Source organism: Palleronia aestuarii, assembly GCF_003253995.1.
Taxonomy (GTDB): Bacteria; Pseudomonadota; Alphaproteobacteria; order Rhodobacterales; family Rhodobacteraceae; genus Palleronia; species Palleronia aestuarii.
In genome coordinates, this window is the sequence record NZ_QKZL01000004.1 from 174,217 (window position 1) to 191,501 (window position 17,285).

General features: G+C 68.8%; 18 protein-coding genes and 1 pseudogene. 6 read left to right on the forward strand and 13 right to left on the reverse strand.

What is annotated here, in order from left to right; all coding sequences use genetic code 11:
* Positions 1-2: 2 nt before the first annotated feature.
* The 9 genes from LX81_RS06710 to LX81_RS06750 form a co-directional block, all read right to left on the reverse strand.
* Positions 3-1,214 carry an NADH-quinone oxidoreductase subunit D gene (locus LX81_RS06710; RefSeq protein ID WP_111536528.1) on the reverse strand — a complete coding sequence of 404 codons (1,212 nt, stop codon included), beginning with the start codon at positions 1,212-1,214 and terminating at the stop codon, positions 3-5.
* Between the two features lie 91 nt (positions 1,215-1,305).
* Positions 1,306-1,506 carry a hypothetical protein gene (locus LX81_RS06715; protein WP_234822515.1) on the reverse strand — a complete coding sequence of 67 codons (201 nt, stop codon included), beginning with the start codon at positions 1,504-1,506 and terminating at the stop codon, positions 1,306-1,308.
* On the reverse strand, positions 1,503-2,117 hold the full coding sequence (locus tag LX81_RS06720) for an NADH-quinone oxidoreductase subunit C (RefSeq protein ID WP_111536529.1): 615 nt from the start codon (positions 2,115-2,117) through the stop codon (positions 1,503-1,505). Before LX81_RS06720 ends, LX81_RS06715 begins: the two co-directional genes overlap by 4 nt.
* A gap of 10 nt (positions 2,118-2,127) precedes the next feature.
* A complete protein-coding gene (locus LX81_RS06725; protein WP_111536530.1) occupies positions 2,128-2,661 on the reverse strand; it encodes a NuoB/complex I 20 kDa subunit family protein in 534 nt (177 codons plus the stop codon).
* The gene (locus LX81_RS06730) at positions 2,652-3,020 is read right to left on the reverse strand and encodes an NADH-quinone oxidoreductase subunit A (protein ID WP_111536531.1); all 369 of its coding nucleotides are present in this window, start codon (positions 3,018-3,020) and stop codon (positions 2,652-2,654) included. Before LX81_RS06730 ends, LX81_RS06725 begins: the two co-directional genes overlap by 10 nt.
* A gap of 91 nt (positions 3,021-3,111) precedes the next feature.
* Complete coding sequence (locus tag LX81_RS06735) at positions 3,112-3,780, reverse strand: glutathione S-transferase family protein (RefSeq protein ID WP_111536532.1); 669 nt, start codon at positions 3,778-3,780, stop codon at positions 3,112-3,114.
* A gap of 96 nt (positions 3,781-3,876) precedes the next feature.
* The gene (locus LX81_RS06740) at positions 3,877-4,167 is read right to left on the reverse strand and encodes a hypothetical protein (RefSeq protein ID WP_146259403.1); all 291 of its coding nucleotides are present in this window, start codon (positions 4,165-4,167) and stop codon (positions 3,877-3,879) included.
* Positions 4,168-4,195: 28 nt separating this feature from the next.
* Complete coding sequence (locus LX81_RS06745; protein ID WP_111536534.1) at positions 4,196-4,690, reverse strand: lysozyme inhibitor LprI family protein; 495 nt, start codon at positions 4,688-4,690, stop codon at positions 4,196-4,198.
* Positions 4,691-4,774: 84 nt separating this feature from the next.
* Positions 4,775-5,437: an HAD-IA family hydrolase gene (locus LX81_RS06750; protein ID WP_111536535.1), complete on the reverse strand. Its 663-nt coding sequence runs from the start codon at positions 5,435-5,437 to the stop codon at positions 4,775-4,777.
* 113 nt (positions 5,438-5,550) lie between these two features.
* Here LX81_RS06750 and glmU point away from each other — a divergent pair, with 113 nt between their 5' ends.
* From glmU to LX81_RS06765, 3 genes are all read left to right on the forward strand, one after another.
* Positions 5,551-6,909 carry a bifunctional UDP-N-acetylglucosamine diphosphorylase/glucosamine-1-phosphate N-acetyltransferase GlmU gene (glmU, locus tag LX81_RS06755; protein ID WP_111536536.1) on the forward strand — a complete coding sequence of 453 codons (1,359 nt, stop codon included), beginning with the start codon at positions 5,551-5,553 and terminating at the stop codon, positions 6,907-6,909.
* The gene (glmS, locus tag LX81_RS06760) at positions 6,909-8,711 is read left to right on the forward strand and encodes a glutamine--fructose-6-phosphate transaminase (isomerizing) (protein ID WP_111536537.1); all 1,803 of its coding nucleotides are present in this window, start codon (positions 6,909-6,911) and stop codon (positions 8,709-8,711) included. Before glmU ends, glmS begins: the two co-directional genes overlap by 1 nt.
* A 156-nt stretch (positions 8,712-8,867) precedes the next feature.
* The gene (locus tag LX81_RS06765; protein ID WP_111536538.1) at positions 8,868-10,142 is read left to right on the forward strand and encodes a multidrug effflux MFS transporter; all 1,275 of its coding nucleotides are present in this window, start codon (positions 8,868-8,870) and stop codon (positions 10,140-10,142) included.
* A gap of 7 nt (positions 10,143-10,149) precedes the next feature.
* Here the strand turns inward: LX81_RS06765 and LX81_RS22125 are convergent, their stop codons facing one another.
* Entirely contained in the window at positions 10,150-10,644 is a 495-nt protein-coding gene (locus LX81_RS22125; RefSeq protein WP_170133864.1) for a hypothetical protein, read from the reverse strand.
* Positions 10,645-10,725: 81 nt separating this feature from the next.
* On the opposite strand from LX81_RS22125, the gene moaA reads away from it, so the two are divergent.
* The 3 genes and pseudogenes from moaA (at position 10,726) to LX81_RS22720 (ending at position 14,024) form a co-directional block, all read left to right on the forward strand.
* Complete coding sequence (gene moaA / locus LX81_RS06775; RefSeq protein WP_111536540.1) at positions 10,726-11,730, forward strand: GTP 3',8-cyclase MoaA; 1,005 nt, start codon at positions 10,726-10,728, stop codon at positions 11,728-11,730.
* A pseudogene (locus LX81_RS22715) lies at positions 11,727-12,353 on the forward strand (3-deoxy-D-manno-octulosonic acid transferase); the annotation flags it as partial. The gene moaA and the pseudogene LX81_RS22715, both read left to right, overlap by 4 nt.
* A 642-nt stretch (positions 12,354-12,995) precedes the next feature.
* On the forward strand, positions 12,996-14,024 hold the full coding sequence (locus LX81_RS22720) for a glycosyltransferase family 4 protein (protein WP_373280273.1): 1,029 nt from the start codon (positions 12,996-12,998) through the stop codon (positions 14,022-14,024).
* Between the two features lie 27 nt (positions 14,025-14,051).
* On the opposite strand, the gene LX81_RS06785 is transcribed toward LX81_RS22720, so the two are convergent.
* The 3 genes from LX81_RS06785 to argE all read right to left on the reverse strand — a co-directional run bounded on the left by LX81_RS06785 (position 14,052) and on the right by argE (position 17,230).
* Positions 14,052-14,792 carry a glutamine amidotransferase gene (locus tag LX81_RS06785; protein WP_111536542.1) on the reverse strand — a complete coding sequence of 247 codons (741 nt, stop codon included), beginning with the start codon at positions 14,790-14,792 and terminating at the stop codon, positions 14,052-14,054.
* Positions 14,789-15,952, reverse strand: a complete 1,164-nt coding sequence (locus LX81_RS06790; RefSeq protein ID WP_111536543.1) for a M20 aminoacylase family protein — start codon at positions 15,950-15,952, stop codon at positions 14,789-14,791. Before LX81_RS06790 ends, LX81_RS06785 begins: the two co-directional genes overlap by 4 nt.
* A gap of 114 nt (positions 15,953-16,066) precedes the next feature.
* Positions 16,067-17,230, reverse strand: coding sequence for an acetylornithine deacetylase (gene argE, locus LX81_RS06795; protein ID WP_111536544.1), 1,164 nt, complete (start codon positions 17,228-17,230; stop codon positions 16,067-16,069).
* Positions 17,231-17,285: the final 55 nt, after the last annotated feature.

Genomic DNA, 17,285 nt, shown 5'->3' on the forward strand with positions numbered 1-17,285 from the left:
ATTCACCGATCGATCTCGCCGAACACGACGTCGAGGGTACCGATCAGCGCAGAGACATCGGCGAGCTGGTGTCCCTTGGAGATATGGTCCATCGCCTGCAGGTGCAGATAGCCCGGGGCGCGGAGCTTGGCGCGGTAGGGACGGTTCGTCCCGTCCGCGACGAGATAGACCCCAAACTCCCCCTTCGGAGCCTCGACGGCGGCGTAGATCTCGCCTTCGGGCACGTGGAACCCTTCGGTGTAGAGCTTGAAATGATGGATGAGGGCTTCCATCGACGTCTTCATCTTGCCGCGCGTCGGCGGCGCCATCTTGCCGCGCGCCATGATTTCGCCCGGCTCGTTGCGAAGCTTTTCGCAGGCCTGGCGGATGATCTTTACCGATTCCCGCATCTCCGCCATCCGCACGAGGTAGCGGTCGAAGCAATCGCCGTTCTTGCCGACGGGGATCTGGAAATCGAACTCGTCGTAGCACTCGTAGGGCTGCGCACGCCGCAGGTCCCAGGCGAGCCCGGACCCCCGCACCATGACGCCGGAGAAGCCCCAGGTCTGGATCTCCTCCTCCGACACGATGCCGATATCGACATTGCGCTGCTTGAAGATGCGGTTCTCCGACAGAAGCCCGTCGATATCGTCGAGCACGCCGAGGAACGGGTCGCACCAGGCGTCGATGTCCTCGATGAGGTCAGGCGGCAGGTCTTGGTGTACGCCACCGGGCCGGAAATAGGCCGCGTGGAGCCGCGCGCCGCAGGCCCGCTCGTAGAAGACCATGAGCTTCTCGCGTTCCTCGAAACCCCAGAGCGGCGGCGTGAGCGCGCCGACATCCATCGCCTGCGTGGTAACGTTCAGAAGGTGGCTGAGGATCCGGCCGATCTCGCAGTAGAGCACGCGGATGAGCTGCGCCCGGCGCGGTACCTCCGTCCCCGTCAGCCGCTCGATGGCGAGGCACCAAGCATGCTCCTGGTTCATCGGCGCCACATAGTCGAGCCGGTCGAGATAGGGCAGGTTCTGCAGGTACGTCCGGCTCTCCATCAGCTTCTCGGTCCCGCGGTGGAGCAGGCCGATATGCGGGTCGCAGCGCTCCACGATCTCCCCGTCGAGCTCGAGCACGAGGCGCAGAACGCCATGCGCCGCAGGGTGTTGCGGGCCGAAATTCAGATTGAAGTTGCGGATCTTCTGTTCGCCCGTCTGGGCATCGTCGAATTGCGTGCCGTCCATCGTCGGGACCTCGTTCGTCCTGGGAACGGCCCTGGCCGCTCCGGTTGTCACGCGGGCCGGATCGTACCGGATCCGGAGCCCGCCTCCCAAATCACTTCCGTGGCGCCTCGAAACTGTCGCGGAACGCCACCACCCAGAGCAGGATCAACGCGCCGACGGGCAGGATCGCGAGAAGCGCGAACGGCGCCGGGATCGCGTAGCGCGGCAGGATCCGCCAGAACGGCACGACGAGCAGCACGGCAAGAAACAGGAACCCGGTGACGAGGTTGCCCGTGCCGAGCGATCCCATCATCCCTTCGCGGCCCCCTCGCCCTTTTCGTCCCCCGGCAGGATGTAGTTCGCGCCTTCCCAGGGCGACATAAAATCGAACTGCCGGTATTCCTGCACCAGGCTCACGGGCTCGTAGACCACCCGCTTCGCCGTCTCGTCGTAGCGCACCTCGGTATAGCCCGTGGTCGGAAAGTCCTTCCGCAGCGGATGGCCGCGGAACCCGTAATCCGTCAGGATCCGGCGCAGGTCCGGATGGCCGGTGAAGAGGATCCCGAACATGTCGAACACTTCGCGCTCGAACCAGTTCGCCGCCGGAAAGGGCCCGGTGATCGACGGCACCATCTCGTCCTCACGGACCGCGACCTTCACCCGGATCCGGTGGTTCTGGTACATCGACAGGAAGTGATAGACGAGGTCGAACCGCGCGTCCCGCTCGGGATGGTCGACGGCGGTGATGTCGATGAGCGTGGTGAACCGGCAGGTCGAGTCGCTCCTCAGGAATTCGATGAACGGGACGAGGGATCCGAGCGCCACCGTCACGGTGAGCTCGCCGTGACTGATCTTGTCCTCGAGCACGCAATCGGGACGCGCCGACTTCGTGTGCTCGCCCAGTTCGATCATCGCTTCCGACATCTCAAGTCTCCTAGCGCGTGATGGTGCCGGTGCGGCGGATCTTGCGCTGCAATTGCAGAATTCCGTAGAGCAGCGCTTCCGCCGTCGGCGGGCAGCCCGGCACGTAGATATCGATCGGCACGACCCGGTCGCAGCCGCGCACCACGGAATAGCTGTAATGGTAGTACCCGCCCCCATTGGCGCAGGACCCCATCGAGATCACGTAACGCGGCTCCGGCATCTGGTCGTAGACCTTGCGAAGCGCCGGCGCCATCTTGTTCGTGAGCGTGCCCGCGACGATCATCACATCCGATTGGCGCGGGGACGCGCGCGGCGCAATGCCGAACCGCTCGGCGTCGTAGCGCGGCATGGAGGTGTGCATCATCTCGACCGCGCAGCAGGCGAGCCCGAAGGTCATCCAGTGCAGCGAGCCGGTGCGGGCCCAATTGATCAGATCCTCGGACGCGGTCACGAGGAAACCCTTGTCGGTGAGCTCCCGGTTCAGCGTTTGCGTCGCGTGATCGCGATCGGCGCCCGCGGTATTCGCTCCGGTCATCACTCCCATTCGAGTGCTCCCTTCTTCCATTCATAGGCGAACCCCACGGTGAGGACGCCCAAAAACACCATCATCGACCAGAACGCCAAGTCGGTCATCGCGTTGAAGCTGACCGCCCAGGGGAACAGGAACGCGATCTCCAGATCGAAGATGATGAACAGGATCGACACGAGGTAGAACCGCACGTCGAACTTCATCCGCGCATCGTCGAACGCGTTGAACCCGCATTCGTAGGCGCTGACCTTCTCCGCGTCGGGATTGCGGACCGCGAGGATCACGGCCGCGAGGATGAGGATCAGCCCCAGCGCCACCGCCATGGACAACAAAATCATGATCGGCAGGTAGTCGCGTGAGAGGATCACGTCCATCGCATCTCGTCCCTCGGCTTTGACTGTGATGTCCGTGATCTAGACGCGGCGGGATGAACGGTCAACGGGAAGTGCCGTTTCGTCGCGGACGTCATGCCTCGGGCGGAGGGTAGAAATCGCGGGGGTAGAGCAGTTCCGCCCCCCTGGGCGGCAGCGAATCGATGAAGGCCTGCCGCTCCGTGATCTCCGCGTACCAGCGCGAGAGCTGCGGAAACTCATCGATCGGCGCGAAATGTCGCGCCATGTAGACGGCCTGGCCGACCGAGACGTCCGCAGCGGAGAAACCACTCGTCAGCAGATGGTCGCGGTTCTCCACCGGAGTCGAGAGCCGCGCCTCGATCGCAGCGTAGCATTTCTGGAGCCGCCGCGCCTCGAGTCGCATCACCGTGGGCGATTGCATTGACGGATCGTAGAGGAAGAGATGCTGCTGCGTGAGGTTCGCGGTGTGCTGGCTGATGGTCTCGGCGAAATGCACCCAGATGAGGAAATCTGGCCGGTCGATATCGCCCGGGGGACGGCCGAGCCCGATTTCCGGATAGCGCTCGCAAAGCACCTCGGTGATCGCGCCGGTCTCCCAGATCACCTCGCCGTCGAGTTCGAGGGCGGGCACGCGGCCCGCCGGATTGAGCGAGAGGTATTCCGGATCGCGCAGCGTGCGGTCGAAGGGACGCACGCGCAGCGAGAATTCCACGCCAAGCTCGTGCAGAAGCCAGAGCGTCCGCATCGATCGTGTCTGGTGGCAATGGTGCAGGACGATCATGGGGGCTCCTTCCCGCTGGGGCGCGGTCTTATTGACCGCCCTCCGGGAGATGGCAACCCACGCGATTACCTCGTGGTGACCGGACGCGTCCGACGGTCAGATCTCGCCCGGCGCGAGCGCCCCGCTGTCGATCTCGTTCCCCCAGCGCGATATCGCGTAGGCCCGCGGCTCGGGCCCCGTGCACCTTATCGTGAGCCAGACCCGCCCCGTGCCCGGACGCCCGACGCAATCGCCGGCCCGTCCGCCCGTTTCCCGCGCATACCGCTCCGCGTAGGCTGCGATCACGGTTCCTTCGTCGAGCGCGGCATAGCGCGAGCCGAGGCTGATCCCGAGACCGAGCGCCGTGACGCCCAGCGCGCAGGCGACGAGGAGGACGGACCGGCTCAAACCGACCTCCATCCCGCTTGCCGTGGTATCAGTCGGAACTTTCGCGCATGTCCCTGAGCGCCAGGGCCCGCTCCGCCGTCAGATCGAGCATGCAGGAGGCGAAGATCACGCTGCGGATCGTCCCGTCCTGCCAGCGCAGGTAGCGCAACCCGCATTCCGCATCGCGGAAGGCGAGCCAGGTCCGCTGCGCCGAACCCAGCGCGTCCGCGCGCGCGCCCGCCGGCGCCCCGTCCTGGTCGAGATCCCCGAGGAAGCTCCGCGTGCTGCGGTATTCCTCGTTCATGAGCGCTTCCCAGACGCCGGTCTCGGCCGCGACACAATTGGCCGAGCCCGCTGTGGTCTCGCCGTCCGAACTCGCCTCCATGCAGGCATTGGCCGCGTTTCCAAGGCAGGCCGGAAGGCCGCTTTCCGGTGGGGCGGCGTCGAAGCAGGCCTCGATCCGCCCGAGATCGAGCACCGGCAACGATTCCTGCGCCGAGGCGGGACCGGCAAGAATGGCCAGGATGGGCAAAACGGCTTTCATGGCAGAGCATCCCTTTTCCTCCAGAAGAGAGGCGCGGGGTTGACGGAGAATTAGCGCGGCGCGCGCTCCTCGCAAGCCGTTCGCTCAGGCCAGAAGCCGCGCGGCGAGGCCGGAAAGCTCCCGGTAGTGCCCGAGGAAGGCGTCCGGCGCGAGCGCCCGCAACTTGCGAGTCTCCGGTCCGAAGGACACGAGCACGGACGGCACGCCCGCCGCGCGCGCGGTGTCGTGATCGGTCCGCGTGTCGCCCACCAGAAGCGCCCGGGCCGGATTCCCGCCCGCCCGCCGGACCGCCTCGAAGAAATGTTCGGGATCGGGCTTGCGCACCGGCAGCGTGTCCGCGCCGACGAGGCTCGCGAACCAGTCGCGGGCTCCGAGCGCGGTCATCAGCGCCTCGGCCAGCGCCTCGGGCTTGTTGGTGCAGATCCCCACCGCATAGCCCGCTGCGCGCAGCTCGGCGATCGCCTCGGCCGCGCCGGGATAGAGTGCCGAATGGACCGCGACGGCGCGACCGTAATGCGCGAGGAGCGGCTGGTACTGCGCCTCGACGATCGTTTCGTCCTTGAGACCGAGGCGCGTGAGGCCCAGCCGCAGCATCGGCCGCCCGCCCCTGAGCGCCGTCGCCCGGTCGCGCGCAGGATGGAGCATGTCGCCATGGCCCATGTCGCGGAAACACGCATTTGCCGCCGCGATGAGGTCCGCCGCCGTATCCACCAGCGTCCCGTCGAGATCGAAGATCACCGTTCTCACCGTGCGACCGTCCCTCTACGTTGCAATCCTGAAACCACGGGTGACCCGGCATCGCCTTGCACCGCGATACCGCTCGGGTAGAACACGGTCGAGCGCGCGAGGAAAGGCTGCCGATGTCCATCTCTCTCATCGTGTTGGCCGCTGGCCGGGGAACCCGGATGCAGTCCGACCGACCGAAGGTCTTGCACGAAATCGCGCATGCGCCGCTTTTCCAGCATGCGCTCGCCGCCGGCATGACGCTCGCGCCCGATCGGATCGTCCTCGTGGCGGGCCACGGCGCGGCGGAGGTCCAGCGGGCGGCCGAAAGGCTCGATCCCCGCATCGAGGTCGTGTTGCAGGAAGAGCAGCGCGGCACCGCGCACGCCGTCGCGCAGGCGGGCCCGGCGCTCGAGGGGGTCGAAGGCGACGCCTTCGTCCTTTACGGCGACACCCCCTTCATCCGTCCCGAGACGCTGCAGGCGATGTCGGCGGCGCGCGCCGACGGCGCGGCGCTCGTGGTGCTCGGGTTCGAGGCTGCCGATCCCGGCCGCTACGGACGCATTGTGGCGGAGAATGGCGATGTCGCGCGCATCGTCGAGTGGAAGGACGCGACCGAGGCCGAACGCGCCATCAGGCTCTGCAATTCCGGCGTGATCTGCGCCGATGCGTCCCTGCTCTTCGAACTCGTGGCCGAGGTCCGGGACGACAACGCGGCGGGAGAGTTCTACCTCACCGACATCGTGGGCCTCGCCCGCGGACGCGGACTTTCGGTGCGCGCCGTCACCTGTCCGGAGGCGGAGACCCTCGGGATCAACACCCGTGCGGAGCTCGCCGCGGCGGAGGCCGCCTTCCAGACGGCGGCACGCGCCCGTGCCATGGCCGCGGGCGTGACGCTCATGGCGCCCGAGACCGCCTTCTTCGCCCACGACACGGAGATCGGCGCGGACACGATCGTCGAGCCCAACGTCGTCTTCGGCCCCGGCGTGCGCATCGCCCCCGGCGCGCATATCCGTGCCTTCTCCCATCTCGAGGGCGCGCAGGTGGCGCCGGGTGCGGTCGTCGGCCCCTACGCGCGGCTTCGCCCGGGCGCGGAGATCTCGAAAGACGCGCGGATCGGCAATTTCGTCGAGATCAAATCGGCCGAGATCGGCGCGGGCGCGAAGGTGAACCACCTGAGCTACGTTGGTGACGCCGTGGTGGGCGCCGGGGCCAATCTCGGCGCGGGCACGGTCACCTGCAATTACGACGGCGTCTTCAAGCACCGCACGGAGATCGGGGCGAACGCATTCATCGGCTCGTCGACCATGCTCGTGGCCCCCGTCCGCGTGGGCGCGGAGGCGATGACCGCATCGGGCTCGGTCGTCACCGGGGACGTGCCGGAGGGCGCGCTCGCGCTCGCCCGGGCGCGGCAGGTGAACAAGCCTGGCCTCGCCCGGCGGCTGATGGAACGGTTGCGGGCGCTCAAGGCCGCGAGAAGCAAGGGAACGTCCTGATGTGCGGAATCGTCGGTGTGCTCGGGACCCACGAGGTCTCCCCGCTCATCCTCGAGGCGCTGAAGCGGCTCGAATACCGCGGCTACGACAGTGCCGGGATCGCGACGGTCGATGCGGGCCATCTCGACCGGCGCCGCGCCGTGGGCAAGCTCATCAACCTCAGCGACCGCCTCGTCCGCGACCCGCTGCCCGGCCGCTCCGGCATCGGCCATACCCGCTGGGCCACCCATGGCGGCCCGACGGAGGCCAACGCCCATCCGCATCGCGCGGGGCCCGTCGCGGTCGTCCATAACGGCATCATCGAGAACCATTCGGCCATCCGCGCGGAATTGCGGGACCGCAATCGCGGCCCGGAATCCGAGACCGACACCGAGACGATCGCCCTTCTCGTTGAGACGCTGATGGCGGACGGGCTCTCTCCGCGCGACGCGGTGCAGGCCGCGCTCGCCCGGCTCGAGGGCGCCTTCGCACTGGCGTTCCTTTTCGACGGCGAGGACGACCTGATGATCGTCGCGCGTCGCGGCTCTCCCCTCGCCATCAGCCACGGCGACGGGGAGGCCTATGTGGGCTCGGACGCGATCGCGCTCGCGCCGCTCACCGACCGCATCACCTATCTCGAGGAAGGCGACTGGGCGATCCTGACCCGCACGGATGCGCAGATATTCGACGCCGAGAACCGCCCAGTAGAGCGGTCGAGCGCCCCGATCACGCCGGAAGCGGGACGGATCGAGAAGGGCGGCCATCGCCACTGGATGGCCAAGGAGATCGCGGAGCAGCCAGCCGTCCTCGCCGCCTGCCTCGATCATTACCTCGCGGCGGAGGGCGGGATCGTCCTGCCGGAGGGCGAAGTCGATTTCAGCGCGGTGACCCGCATCGTCATGGTGGCCTGCGGCACCGCCTCCTATGCCTGCCTGACGGCAAAGTACTGGATCGAGCGGCTTGCGGGCATCCCCGTCGAGGTCGACGTCGCCTCTGAGTTCCGCTACCGCGAACCGCCGCTCACACCGGGCACGCTCGCGATCTTCGTCAGCCAGTCCGGCGAGACGGCCGACACGCTCGCCGCCCTGCGCTACTGCCGCGGTCGCATCCCGACCGTGGCGGTCGTCAACGTCGCCTCGAGCTCGATCGCGCGGGAGGCCGACATCGCCCTGCCGATCCATGCGGGGCGGGAGATCGGCGTGGCCTCCACCAAGGCCTTCACCTGCCAGCTCGCCGTTCTCGCGGTACTTGCCCTGCACGCCGCCGCGTCGAAGGGATCGGAGATCGCGCGCGACGTGGCGGAGCTCGGTCGGATGCCCGCGCTACTGTCGCAGGCGCTCGGCACCGAGGACGAGCTCGAGGCCATCGCCCGTGACCTCGCGGAGGCGCGCGACGTCCTCTTCCTCGGGCGCGGCGCGATGTATCCCCTGGCGCTCGAAGGGGCGCTGAAACTGAAGGAAATCAGCTACATCCACGCCGAGGCCTATGCGGCGGGAGAACTCAAGCACGGCCCGATCGCGCTGGTCGACGACAGCGTGCCCGTCATCGTCTTCGCCCCCACGGACGCGCTCTTCGCGAAGACCGCCTCGAACGTGCAGGAGGTGATGGCCCGCGGCGGCCGCGTCGTCCTCGTCACCGATGCGGGCGGCGCGGAACGGATCGAGGGCGCCTGGCGCGTGGCCGTGATGCCCACCATCGCGCCGCTCTGGGCACCGTTGCTCTATGCCATTCCGGCGCAGCTTCTGGCCTATCACACCGCGATCGCGAAGGGCACCGATGTGGACCAGCCGCGCAACCTCGCCAAGTCCGTCACCGTCGAGTGACCCCACCGCCATGAGCGGGGCGCCGTACGAGCCATGCAGCAGGCGCATAGCGGGATGACCTGATTACGGCTCGACGCGGCCCGATCCGGGCCCATATCGACCTTCAGTATTCTTCTTATCGGCCATTTGGCCCGATCCAGTTCTCGAGGGCACCTCATGGCCTTTCTATCCGCAGCGCGGGATCCTGCCGCGGCTCCGCACGTTTCCTACGCCGAATTCGTGGCGATGATCGCTCTCCTGATGGCGCTCAATGCCGCCGCGATCGACGTCTACATCCCCGCCCTCAGCGATATCGGCTCCGCGCTCGGTGTCACCGGCTCGAACCGGATGCAGTTCGTCATCACCACCTACGTGATAGGGTTCGGCGGGGCGCAGATCCTCTATGGGCCGCTTTCTGACCGGTTCGGACGGCGCAAGATCCTCTTCGCCGGGCTCGGCATCTATCTCGCCGGCGCGGTCGCGGCCGTGTTCGCCCCGAACTTCGAGACGCTCCTGGCGCTGCGGTTCGTCCAGGGCGTCGGCGCGGCGGCCACGCGGGTCGTCGCGACATCGGTCGTGCGCGACCGCTTCCATGGCCCGCGCATGGCGAGCGTGATGTCGCTCGTGATGATGGTCTTCATGGTGATGCCGGTTTTCGCGCCGAATATCGGCTCGCTCGTCCTGGCCTTCGGATCCTGGCGGGAGCTCTCGGGGTTCATGGTCCTTTTCGGGCTCGTCGCCCTCGTCTGGGCCTGGGCGCGTCTGCCCGAGACGCTCGCGCCGGAAAACCGCCGCCCCCTGACCGGGCGGCGCGTGGCGGAGGCGTTCCGCATCGTCCTGACCAACCGCATCGCCTTCGGCTACACGCTCGCGATGGCCTCTTTCTTCGGCGTCCTCTTCGCCTTCATCGCGCAGGCCGAGCAGATCTACACCGGGATCTACGGGCTCGGCTCGTCCTTCACGCTCTATTTCTCGCTCGTCGCGCTCTTCATGTCGGCCTCCTCCTTCGCCAATTCCCGTCTCGTGGGACGGATCGGCACGCGGCGGCTGTCGCATATGGCGCTGGTGGGATTCATCACCATCTCCGCGGTGCATCTTGCATGCGCGCTCTATTTCGGCGGCGCGACGCCGTTCTGGCTGTTCCTGACGCTGCTCATCTGCATGATGTGCTTCTTCGGCTTCGTGCCCACGAACTTCAACGCGCTCGCCATGGAGCCGCTCGGTCATGTCGCGGGCGTCGCCTCCTCCGTGCTCGGCTGTGCACAGACGCTGGGCGGGGGGCTTCTCGGTGGCCTCGTCGGCTACTTCTACGACGGCACCCTGATCCCGATCCTCTCGGGCTTCCTGGGGCTAGCGAGCCTGTCGCTGATCCTCGTGGCCATCGCGGAGAAGGGACGCCTTTTCGCCGCGCCGGAGGAAGAGGACGAGCCCGACTACGTCCCGGCCGAATAGGGCCCGGTCACTCGGCGTAGACGACGAGCGTGGGAAGATCCGTCAGGGGCGCGCCCAGGAGGCGCATTGCGGCAAGCGAGACCTGGCTGCCCCCACCCGTCGCCTCGAGCGGACGCAACTCGACCACCGCGCTCTCGCCGGTCGCCGGATACTCGATCCGGCCCGGCCGCTGCGTATCGACGAGCGGCGTCTTCATCCACAGACCGGATTCCGTCGGATCGCCGAGCGACGCGACCGTCTCGCCCAGCCGCGCCTCGGTGGCGCTCGGGCCCGCCCGGGCCGCCTGCCGCTGTTCGTCGGTCACCGTGTCGAACTGATCGGCCGTGCGCGCGGCGGCGGGCGGCGGCGGGGCGGCGACGATTGCCGCGATCTCCTCCGGCGGCGCGGGGCGGTCGCTGGCAGGTGCACCGGCGGGTCCGCCGCGCATCCCGCCCGTCATCTCCGCACAACCGCCGAGAAGGGCGAGGAGTGCGACGGCTTTGAAGAATGGCGTCTCGATCATGGCCCGAATCTAGGTCACCCGCGCCCCGCCCACAACGGCAAACCCCTTGCCGGCCCCTGCCCGCCTGCCTAGGTTCAGCCCATGACCGCACCCCTCGTCGATCCCTTCCAGCGCGCGATCTCCTATCTGCGCGTCTCCGTCACGGACCGCTGCGACTTCCGCTGCGTCTATTGCATGGCGGAGAACATGCAGTTCCTGCCCAAGAAGGAGCTTCTGACGCTGGAGGAGCTCGACCGCATGTGCTCCACCTTCGTGGGCCTCGGCGTCCGCAAGCTCAGGATCACCGGGGGCGAGCCGCTCGTGCGCCGCGACATCATGACCTTCTTCCGCGCAATGTCGCGCCATCTCGAGAGCGGCGCGCTGCACGAGCTGACGCTGACCACGAACGGATCGCAGCTCTTCCGCTTCGCCGACGACCTCTATGCCGCGGGCGTGCGGCGGGTGAACATCTCCCTCGACACGCTCGACGAGGCGAAGTTCGCCCGCGTCACGCGCTGGGGCCGGCTGCCGCAGGTCCTCAAGGGCATCGACGCGGCGCAGCGCGCGGGGCTGCGGGTGAAGATCAACACCGTCGCGCTCAAGGGCTTCAACGAGGACGAGCTCTTCACGCTTCAGGACTGGTGCGCGGAACGCGGCATGGATCTCACCTTCATCGAGGTCATGCCGATGGGCGATCTCGGCGGCGAGGACCGGGTCGGACAGTTCTGGTCGCTGAAGGATCTGCGCGCGCAGCTCGCGCAGCGCTTCACGCTCGAGGACATCCCGAAGCGCACCGGCGGCCCCGCCCGCTACGCGCGGATGGCCGAAACCGGGCAGGAGATCGGCTTCATCACGCCGCTGACCCATAATTTCTGCGAAAGCTGCAACCGCGTGCGCCTCACCTGCACGGGCGAACTCTACATGTGCCTCGGGCAGGAGGACATGGCCGACCTCAGGACGCCGCTCAGGGCCTCGCCGGACGACGCGGTGCTGGAGAACGCGATCCGCGCCGCGATCTCGCTGAAGCCCAAGGGGCACGATTTCGACTATTCCCGGCAGATCGCCGACGGGCAGATGACGCGGCACATGAGCCATACGGGCGGATGAGCCTCGCCGCCTCGGTGGCCTTCCGCCTCTATCGCGGCGCGGTCACGGCCTTGGGTCCGATCGTCACGCGGCGTGACGCGGCGAAGCTCGCCACCGCGGGCGTATCGACGGAGCGACTGGCAGAGCGTGAAGGACATGCGAGCCTGCCGCGTCCCGACGGCCCCCTTGTCTGGCTTCATGCCGTGAGCGTCGGAGAGGCGCAGTCGATCCTCGGCCTCGCCGCGGCGCTCGGCGCAAGCCACGAAATCCTCATCACGACCACGTCCGCGAGCTCGGCCGAGATCGTCGCGTCCCGGCTGCCGCCCCGCGCGCGCCACCAGTTCGCCCCGCTCGACACCGTTCCGGCGGTCGAACGCTTCCTCGAACACTGGCGCCCCGACCTCTTCGTGCTGACCGAATCGGAGCTTTGGCCGAACCAGATCGCCGCCGCCGCCGCACGCGGCATCCCCGTGGCGCTGGTCAATGCCCGTCTCTCCGACCGCTCCCTCGCGCGCTGGCGGCGCCTGCGCCCGCTCGCCTCCCACATGATGGACCGCCTCGGAAGCGTCCTCGCGCAAGACAGGCGCACCGCGGAGGGGCTCGTCGCCCTGGGCCTGCCGCCCGAGCGCGTGGAGGTGACCGGCACGCTCAAATCCGCGGCCCCCGCCCCCGAAGCCGATCCGACCAAGCTCGCGGATCTGCGCGAGGTGCTCGGGTCCCGCCCCCTCTGGCTCGCCGCCTCCACCCATCCGGGCGAGGAGGAGATTGCCACGGCGGCCCATCACCGCCTGCGCGACGACCGGCCGGACCTCCTCCTTCTCCTCGTCCCCCGCCACCCCGATCGCGGCCCCGCGATCGCGGAGACGCTCCGCGCGGAGGGATGGGCCGTCGCGCGTCGCGGCGCCGGGGAGCGGCCGGGGGCGGAGACCGAAATCTACCTCGCCGATACGCTGGGCGAAATGGGGCTCTGGTACCGCCTCGCGCGCGCGGTCTTTCTCGGCGGCTCCTTCGCCCCCCTGGGCGGACACAACCCGCTCGAGCCCGTGGCGCTCGGCGCGCGGGTGGTCACGGGGCCGCACATCACAAATTTCGCCGACATCTTCAACGCGCTCTTCGCCGAAGGCTCCGCGGAACGGATCGAGGATCCCGCCGCGCTGGCGCGCTCCATCGGCCCACTCATCGACGCGCCGCCCGCTCCGAAGCCGCAGGCCATCGGCCCGCGCCCGGACGAGATCGCGGCGCGGCTCACGGCCCTCGACTCCGATCCCGCCTTCACCGATCCGGTCGTGATCGCGCCGAACCTCAAGCGCCGCCTCTCGGGCGTTACCGCCACCATCGTCCGGCTCGTGCCGCTGCAGGCGCGCGACATCGCGATCCGCGCGACCGGCCCCGCCCTGCCCGCCCATGTGCCGCAGATCCCGCTGGCGCTCCTGCCGCTCCTGCCGCGCCGCACGCGCCGTGTCTGGCACGCGCGCCGCAATACGGAGATGGTCGCGGGCCTCGTGCTCAAACATGTGCTGCGCAAGCGGCTCCGCCTTGTCTTTACCTCCGCCTCGCAGCGGCGGCATACCGGCTTTACGAAAGGGCTCATCGCGCGGATGGACGCGGTCATCGCCACGTCGGAGAAGAGCGCGGCCTATCTCGACCGGCCCGCGACCGTGATCCGCCACGGCATCGACACGGAGGGATTCGCCCCCGCCGCCGACCGCGCGGTCCTGCGCGACCTGCTCGGCCTGCCCCGCGACGCCATTCTCGTCGGCTGCTATGGCCGGATCCGCGGCTCCAAGGGCACCGACCTCTTCGTCGAAGCGATGCTGCCTCTCCTCGCGGACCATCCGCGGGCCGTGGCGCTCGTCATGGGCCGCGCGGTGGAGAAGGACCGCCGGTTCGAGGCGGATCTCCATGCCCGCGCCGCCGCCTCGGGCGAGCGTTTCCGGTTCCTGCCGGAGGTCCCGGTGGAGGCGATGGCGGACTGGTACGCGGCGCTCGACCTTTTCGTGGCCCCGCAACGCTGGGAAGGGTTCGGCCTGACGCCGCTCGAGGCGATGGCGTCGGGCGTCCCGGTCGTGGCGACCCGTGTCGGCGCCTTCGAGGAACTGGTCGCGGACGGCAGGACCGGCACGCTTGTTCCCCCGGACGATGCGGAGGCCCTGAGCCGCGCGATCGCGCCCTATCTCGCGGACCCGGATCTGCGCACTCGCCACGGCGCGGCGGCGCGCGATCACGTGGCGCGACACTTCACGCTTCAGGGCGAGGCCGACGCCCTCGTTACGCTCTACCGCGACCTCCTGAAGCCGCCGGCGCCCCGGACCTGATCCGGGGCCTCGCGGGGCGAAGGCACCTCACCCGCAATAGCGCGCCACGAAATTGGCGAGGATCACCTTCGGCCAGACCACCTCCGCCGCCGCGCAGAGCGCGATCAGCCGCTCCGCCTCGCCGGGCGCGAAATAGCCCCGCTCGCGGTAGAGCCGGATCCGGAGCGCGAAGCTCTCGGCATCGGCCTCCGGGTGGAACTGCGTGGCGTAGACGTTCTGCCCGAACCGGATCATCTGGTAGGGGCAGGTGGGGCTCTCGACGAGATGGCGGCAGCCCGAAGGCAGCGCCTCCACCGCCTCCTTGTGCCCGACGAAGGCGGGAAAGCGGTCGGGAAGCCCCTCGAGCACCGGATCGGCGCGCCCCGCCTCGGTCAGCCCGCAATCGGCGAGGCCCACGGGCTCGCCGAACCGCCCCTTCCCGACCGGCGCGCCGAGGACATGGCCCATCACCCCGATCCCGTAGCAGCAGCCGAGAAACGGCAGGTCGCGGGCGACGATCTCCGCGGCGATCGGCAGGATGGCCGCGTTGATCCGCGCCTCGGCGGGCGATTGGCCCTGGACGGGATCGGAGATGCAGGCGGGCCCGCCCCCGAGGATCACCGCGGCGAAATCCCCCGGATCGAGCCCCGCCGGATCGTCACGCTCAAGCCGGACCCGGCGGCAGCGCGCCGGGTCGAGCCCCCCACGCGTCACGATCGAGGCGTATTCCTCGTCCGCCGCCGCCGTCTCGGGCCGCGCCTGGAGGACGAGGACGGGCCGGTCCGTCACGCGGCCGGCAGGCGGCGCTCCACCAGTTCGGCCCAGTAGGAGCAGCCGGCCGGGATCGCCTCGTCGTTGAAATCGTAGGCCGGATTGTGGACTGGCGCGGTCTCCCCGTTGCCCACGAGGATGTAGGCCCCCGGCCGCGCCTCCAGCATGAAGGCGAAATCCTCGCCGCCCATGACGAGGTCGGCCGCGGCGCAATCGCCCGCGACGCGCGTCGCCACTTCCGCCGCGAATTCCGTCTCCCGCTCCGAATTGACCATCACGGGATAGTTGCGCTCGTAGACCACCTCGGCCGTGGCCCCGTAGGCCTCCGCCGTCGCCTCCGCGATCTTCTTGAGGCGCTCTTCCGCGAGGTCGCGGATCTCGGGCGAGAGCGTCCGCACCGTCCCCTTCATCTCCACGCGCGGCGGGATGACGTTGTAGGCCTTCGACGCGGTTTCGAAGGAGGTGACGGAGACCACGACCTGCTCCACCGGGTTGGCGTTGCGCGACGCGATCGATTGCAGCGCGACGACGACGTGGCTCGCCACGAGCGTGCTGTCGATCGTTTCATGCGGTTTCGCGGCGTGGCCACCCTTGCCCTCGATCACGATCTCGAAGAGGTCCGCCGCCGCGAAGAACGCGCCCGGCCGGATGGAGAAACTGCCCGTCGGAAGGCCGGGCCAGTTGTGCATCCCGTAGACCTCCTCGATGCCCCAGCGCTCCATCAGGCCGTCGTCGCACATGACCTTGCCGCCGCCGCCGCCCTCCTCGGCGGGCTGGAAGATCACCACGGCGGTCCCGTCGAAGTTCCGCGTCTCCGCGAGATAGCGCGCGGCGCCCAGAAGCATGGCGGTATGCCCGTCATGCCCGCAGGCATGCATCGCACCCGGCGTCTCGCTCTCATAGGGCACGCCCGATTTCTCCGTCATCGGCAGCGCGTCCATATCCGCGCGAAGCCCGATGACCTTGCCCGACTTGCTCTCCTTGCCGCGGATCACGCCTACGACACCGGTGCGGCCGATCCCCTCGACGACTTCGTCGCAGCCGAATTCCCTGAGCTTCTCGGCGACGATGCCGGAGGTCCGATGCGTGTCGAAGAGCACCTCGGGATGGCGGTGCAGGTCGCGGCGCCATTCCGTGATCTCGGGCAGCAGCTCGGCGAAGCGGTTCTTGATGGGCATGATCCCTCCAATGGTCTCAAGGATGCGGTTCCGGGTGAGGCGCGCGAGACGCCCGCCCGGCCCGGATACGGCGCGAATAATGGCGCTGTCCGCGCCGGATGGCCAGTGCGCCCCTCAGGCGGCGAGCCGGTCGATCAGCCGGCGCAGGAACGCCTCGCCCGCCTTGAACTGACGCGTCTCGATGTATTCGTCGCCCTGGTGGGCCTGCGCGATGTCGCCAGGGCCGCAGACCACGGCCGAATGGCCGCGTTCCTGGAACTGCCCCGCCTCCGTGCCGTAGCTCACCACATGGGTGCCGTTGTCGCCAGTCAACGCCCGGACGAGCTCCTCGGCCGGATCGCCATTCCGTGGCACGAGCGCGGGCACGATGGAGCGGCGCACGACTTCGATCCCCGCCTCGGGGCGGACCGCCTGCATCCCCGCCTCGATCTCGGCCACCTTGTCGAGGAACTCCGCCTCGAAATCGGCGATGTCGTCGCCCGGCACGACGCGGATGTCGACGGAGAAGGTGCAGCGCCCGGCGGTGATGTTGGGCGCGGTCCCGCCCGAGATCACGCCGACATGCACGGTGGAGAAGGGCGGATCGAAGGACGCGGCGAGCCCCTCCGGCGTCCTTGCGCGGATGCGGTCGTTCATGCCGTTGCACCAGTCGATGAGCCGCGCCCCCTCCATGATCGCGCTCACGCCGCGATCCATGAGGGAGGAATGGACCTCGAAACCCTTCATCGTGACGAACCAGCCGCAGGTGCCCTTGTGGCTCGTGACGGGGCGCAGCATCGTCGGCTCGCCGATGATGGCGCAGCCGGCCATCGGCAGGTGATGCGCCATGTCCTCGATCATCGGCGGCGCGCCGAGGCAGCCCACCTCCTCGTCGTAGGAGAGCGCGATCTGCAGCGGCCGCTTCACGCCCGCCTCGAGCGCCCAGGGAACGGCGGCGAGCGCCAGCGCGTCGAACCCCTTCATGTCCGCCGTGCCGCGGCCGTAGAGCCGCCCGTCGCGCTCCGTCACCGTGAAGGGATCGGAGGCCCAGCTCTGCCCGTCGACGGGAACGACGTCCGTGTGGCCCGACAGGACCACCCCGCCCTCGACCTCCGGGCCCACATTGGCATAGAGCGCGGCCTTCGTCCCGGTCTCGTCGTAGACCCTGTGCGCCGCGACGCCGTGACCGGCGAGATACTCCTCGACCCAGTCGATGAGCGCGAGGTTGCTGTCGCGGCTGACGGTGGGGAAGGACACCAGGCGATCGAGGATTGCGCGGGCGCCGAGCGGATCGGTCATGTCTCGTCCTTTCGCATGCCGCGCAACGATCAGGCCGCGACCCGGGAAGGTCAAG

Excerpts from the sequence above, each read along its gene's own strand:
- LX81_RS06710 (WP_111536528.1), bottom strand. The coding sequence starts at position 1,214 with ATGGACGGCACGCAATTCGACGATGCCCAGACGGGCGAACAGAAGATC.
- LX81_RS06715 (WP_234822515.1), bottom strand. The coding sequence starts at position 1,506 with ATGATGGGATCGCTCGGCACGGGCAACCTCGTCACCGGGTTCCTGTTT.
- LX81_RS06720 (WP_111536529.1), bottom strand. The coding sequence starts at position 2,117 with ATGTCGGAAGCGATGATCGAACTGGGCGAGCACACGAAGTCGGCGCGT.
- LX81_RS06725 (WP_111536530.1), bottom strand. The coding sequence starts at position 2,661 with ATGGGAGTGATGACCGGAGCGAATACCGCGGGCGCCGATCGCGATCAC.
- LX81_RS06730 (WP_111536531.1), bottom strand. The coding sequence starts at position 3,020 with ATGGACGTGATCCTCTCACGCGACTACCTGCCGATCATGATTTTGTTG.
- LX81_RS06735 (WP_111536532.1), bottom strand. The coding sequence starts at position 3,780 with ATGATCGTCCTGCACCATTGCCACCAGACACGATCGATGCGGACGCTC.
- LX81_RS06745 (WP_111536534.1), bottom strand. The coding sequence starts at position 4,690 with ATGAAAGCCGTTTTGCCCATCCTGGCCATTCTTGCCGGTCCCGCCTCG.
- glmU (WP_111536536.1), top strand. The coding sequence starts at position 5,551 with ATGTCCATCTCTCTCATCGTGTTGGCCGCTGGCCGGGGAACCCGGATG.
- glmS (WP_111536537.1), top strand. The coding sequence starts at position 6,909 with ATGTGCGGAATCGTCGGTGTGCTCGGGACCCACGAGGTCTCCCCGCTC.
- LX81_RS06765 (WP_111536538.1), top strand. The coding sequence starts at position 8,868 with ATGGCCTTTCTATCCGCAGCGCGGGATCCTGCCGCGGCTCCGCACGTT.
- LX81_RS22125 (WP_170133864.1), bottom strand. The coding sequence starts at position 10,644 with ATGATCGAGACGCCATTCTTCAAAGCCGTCGCACTCCTCGCCCTTCTC.
- moaA (WP_111536540.1), top strand. The coding sequence starts at position 10,726 with ATGACCGCACCCCTCGTCGATCCCTTCCAGCGCGCGATCTCCTATCTG.
- LX81_RS06790 (WP_111536543.1), bottom strand. The coding sequence starts at position 15,952 with ATGCCCATCAAGAACCGCTTCGCCGAGCTGCTGCCCGAGATCACGGAA.
- argE (WP_111536544.1), bottom strand. The coding sequence starts at position 17,230 with ATGACCGATCCGCTCGGCGCCCGCGCAATCCTCGATCGCCTGGTGTCC.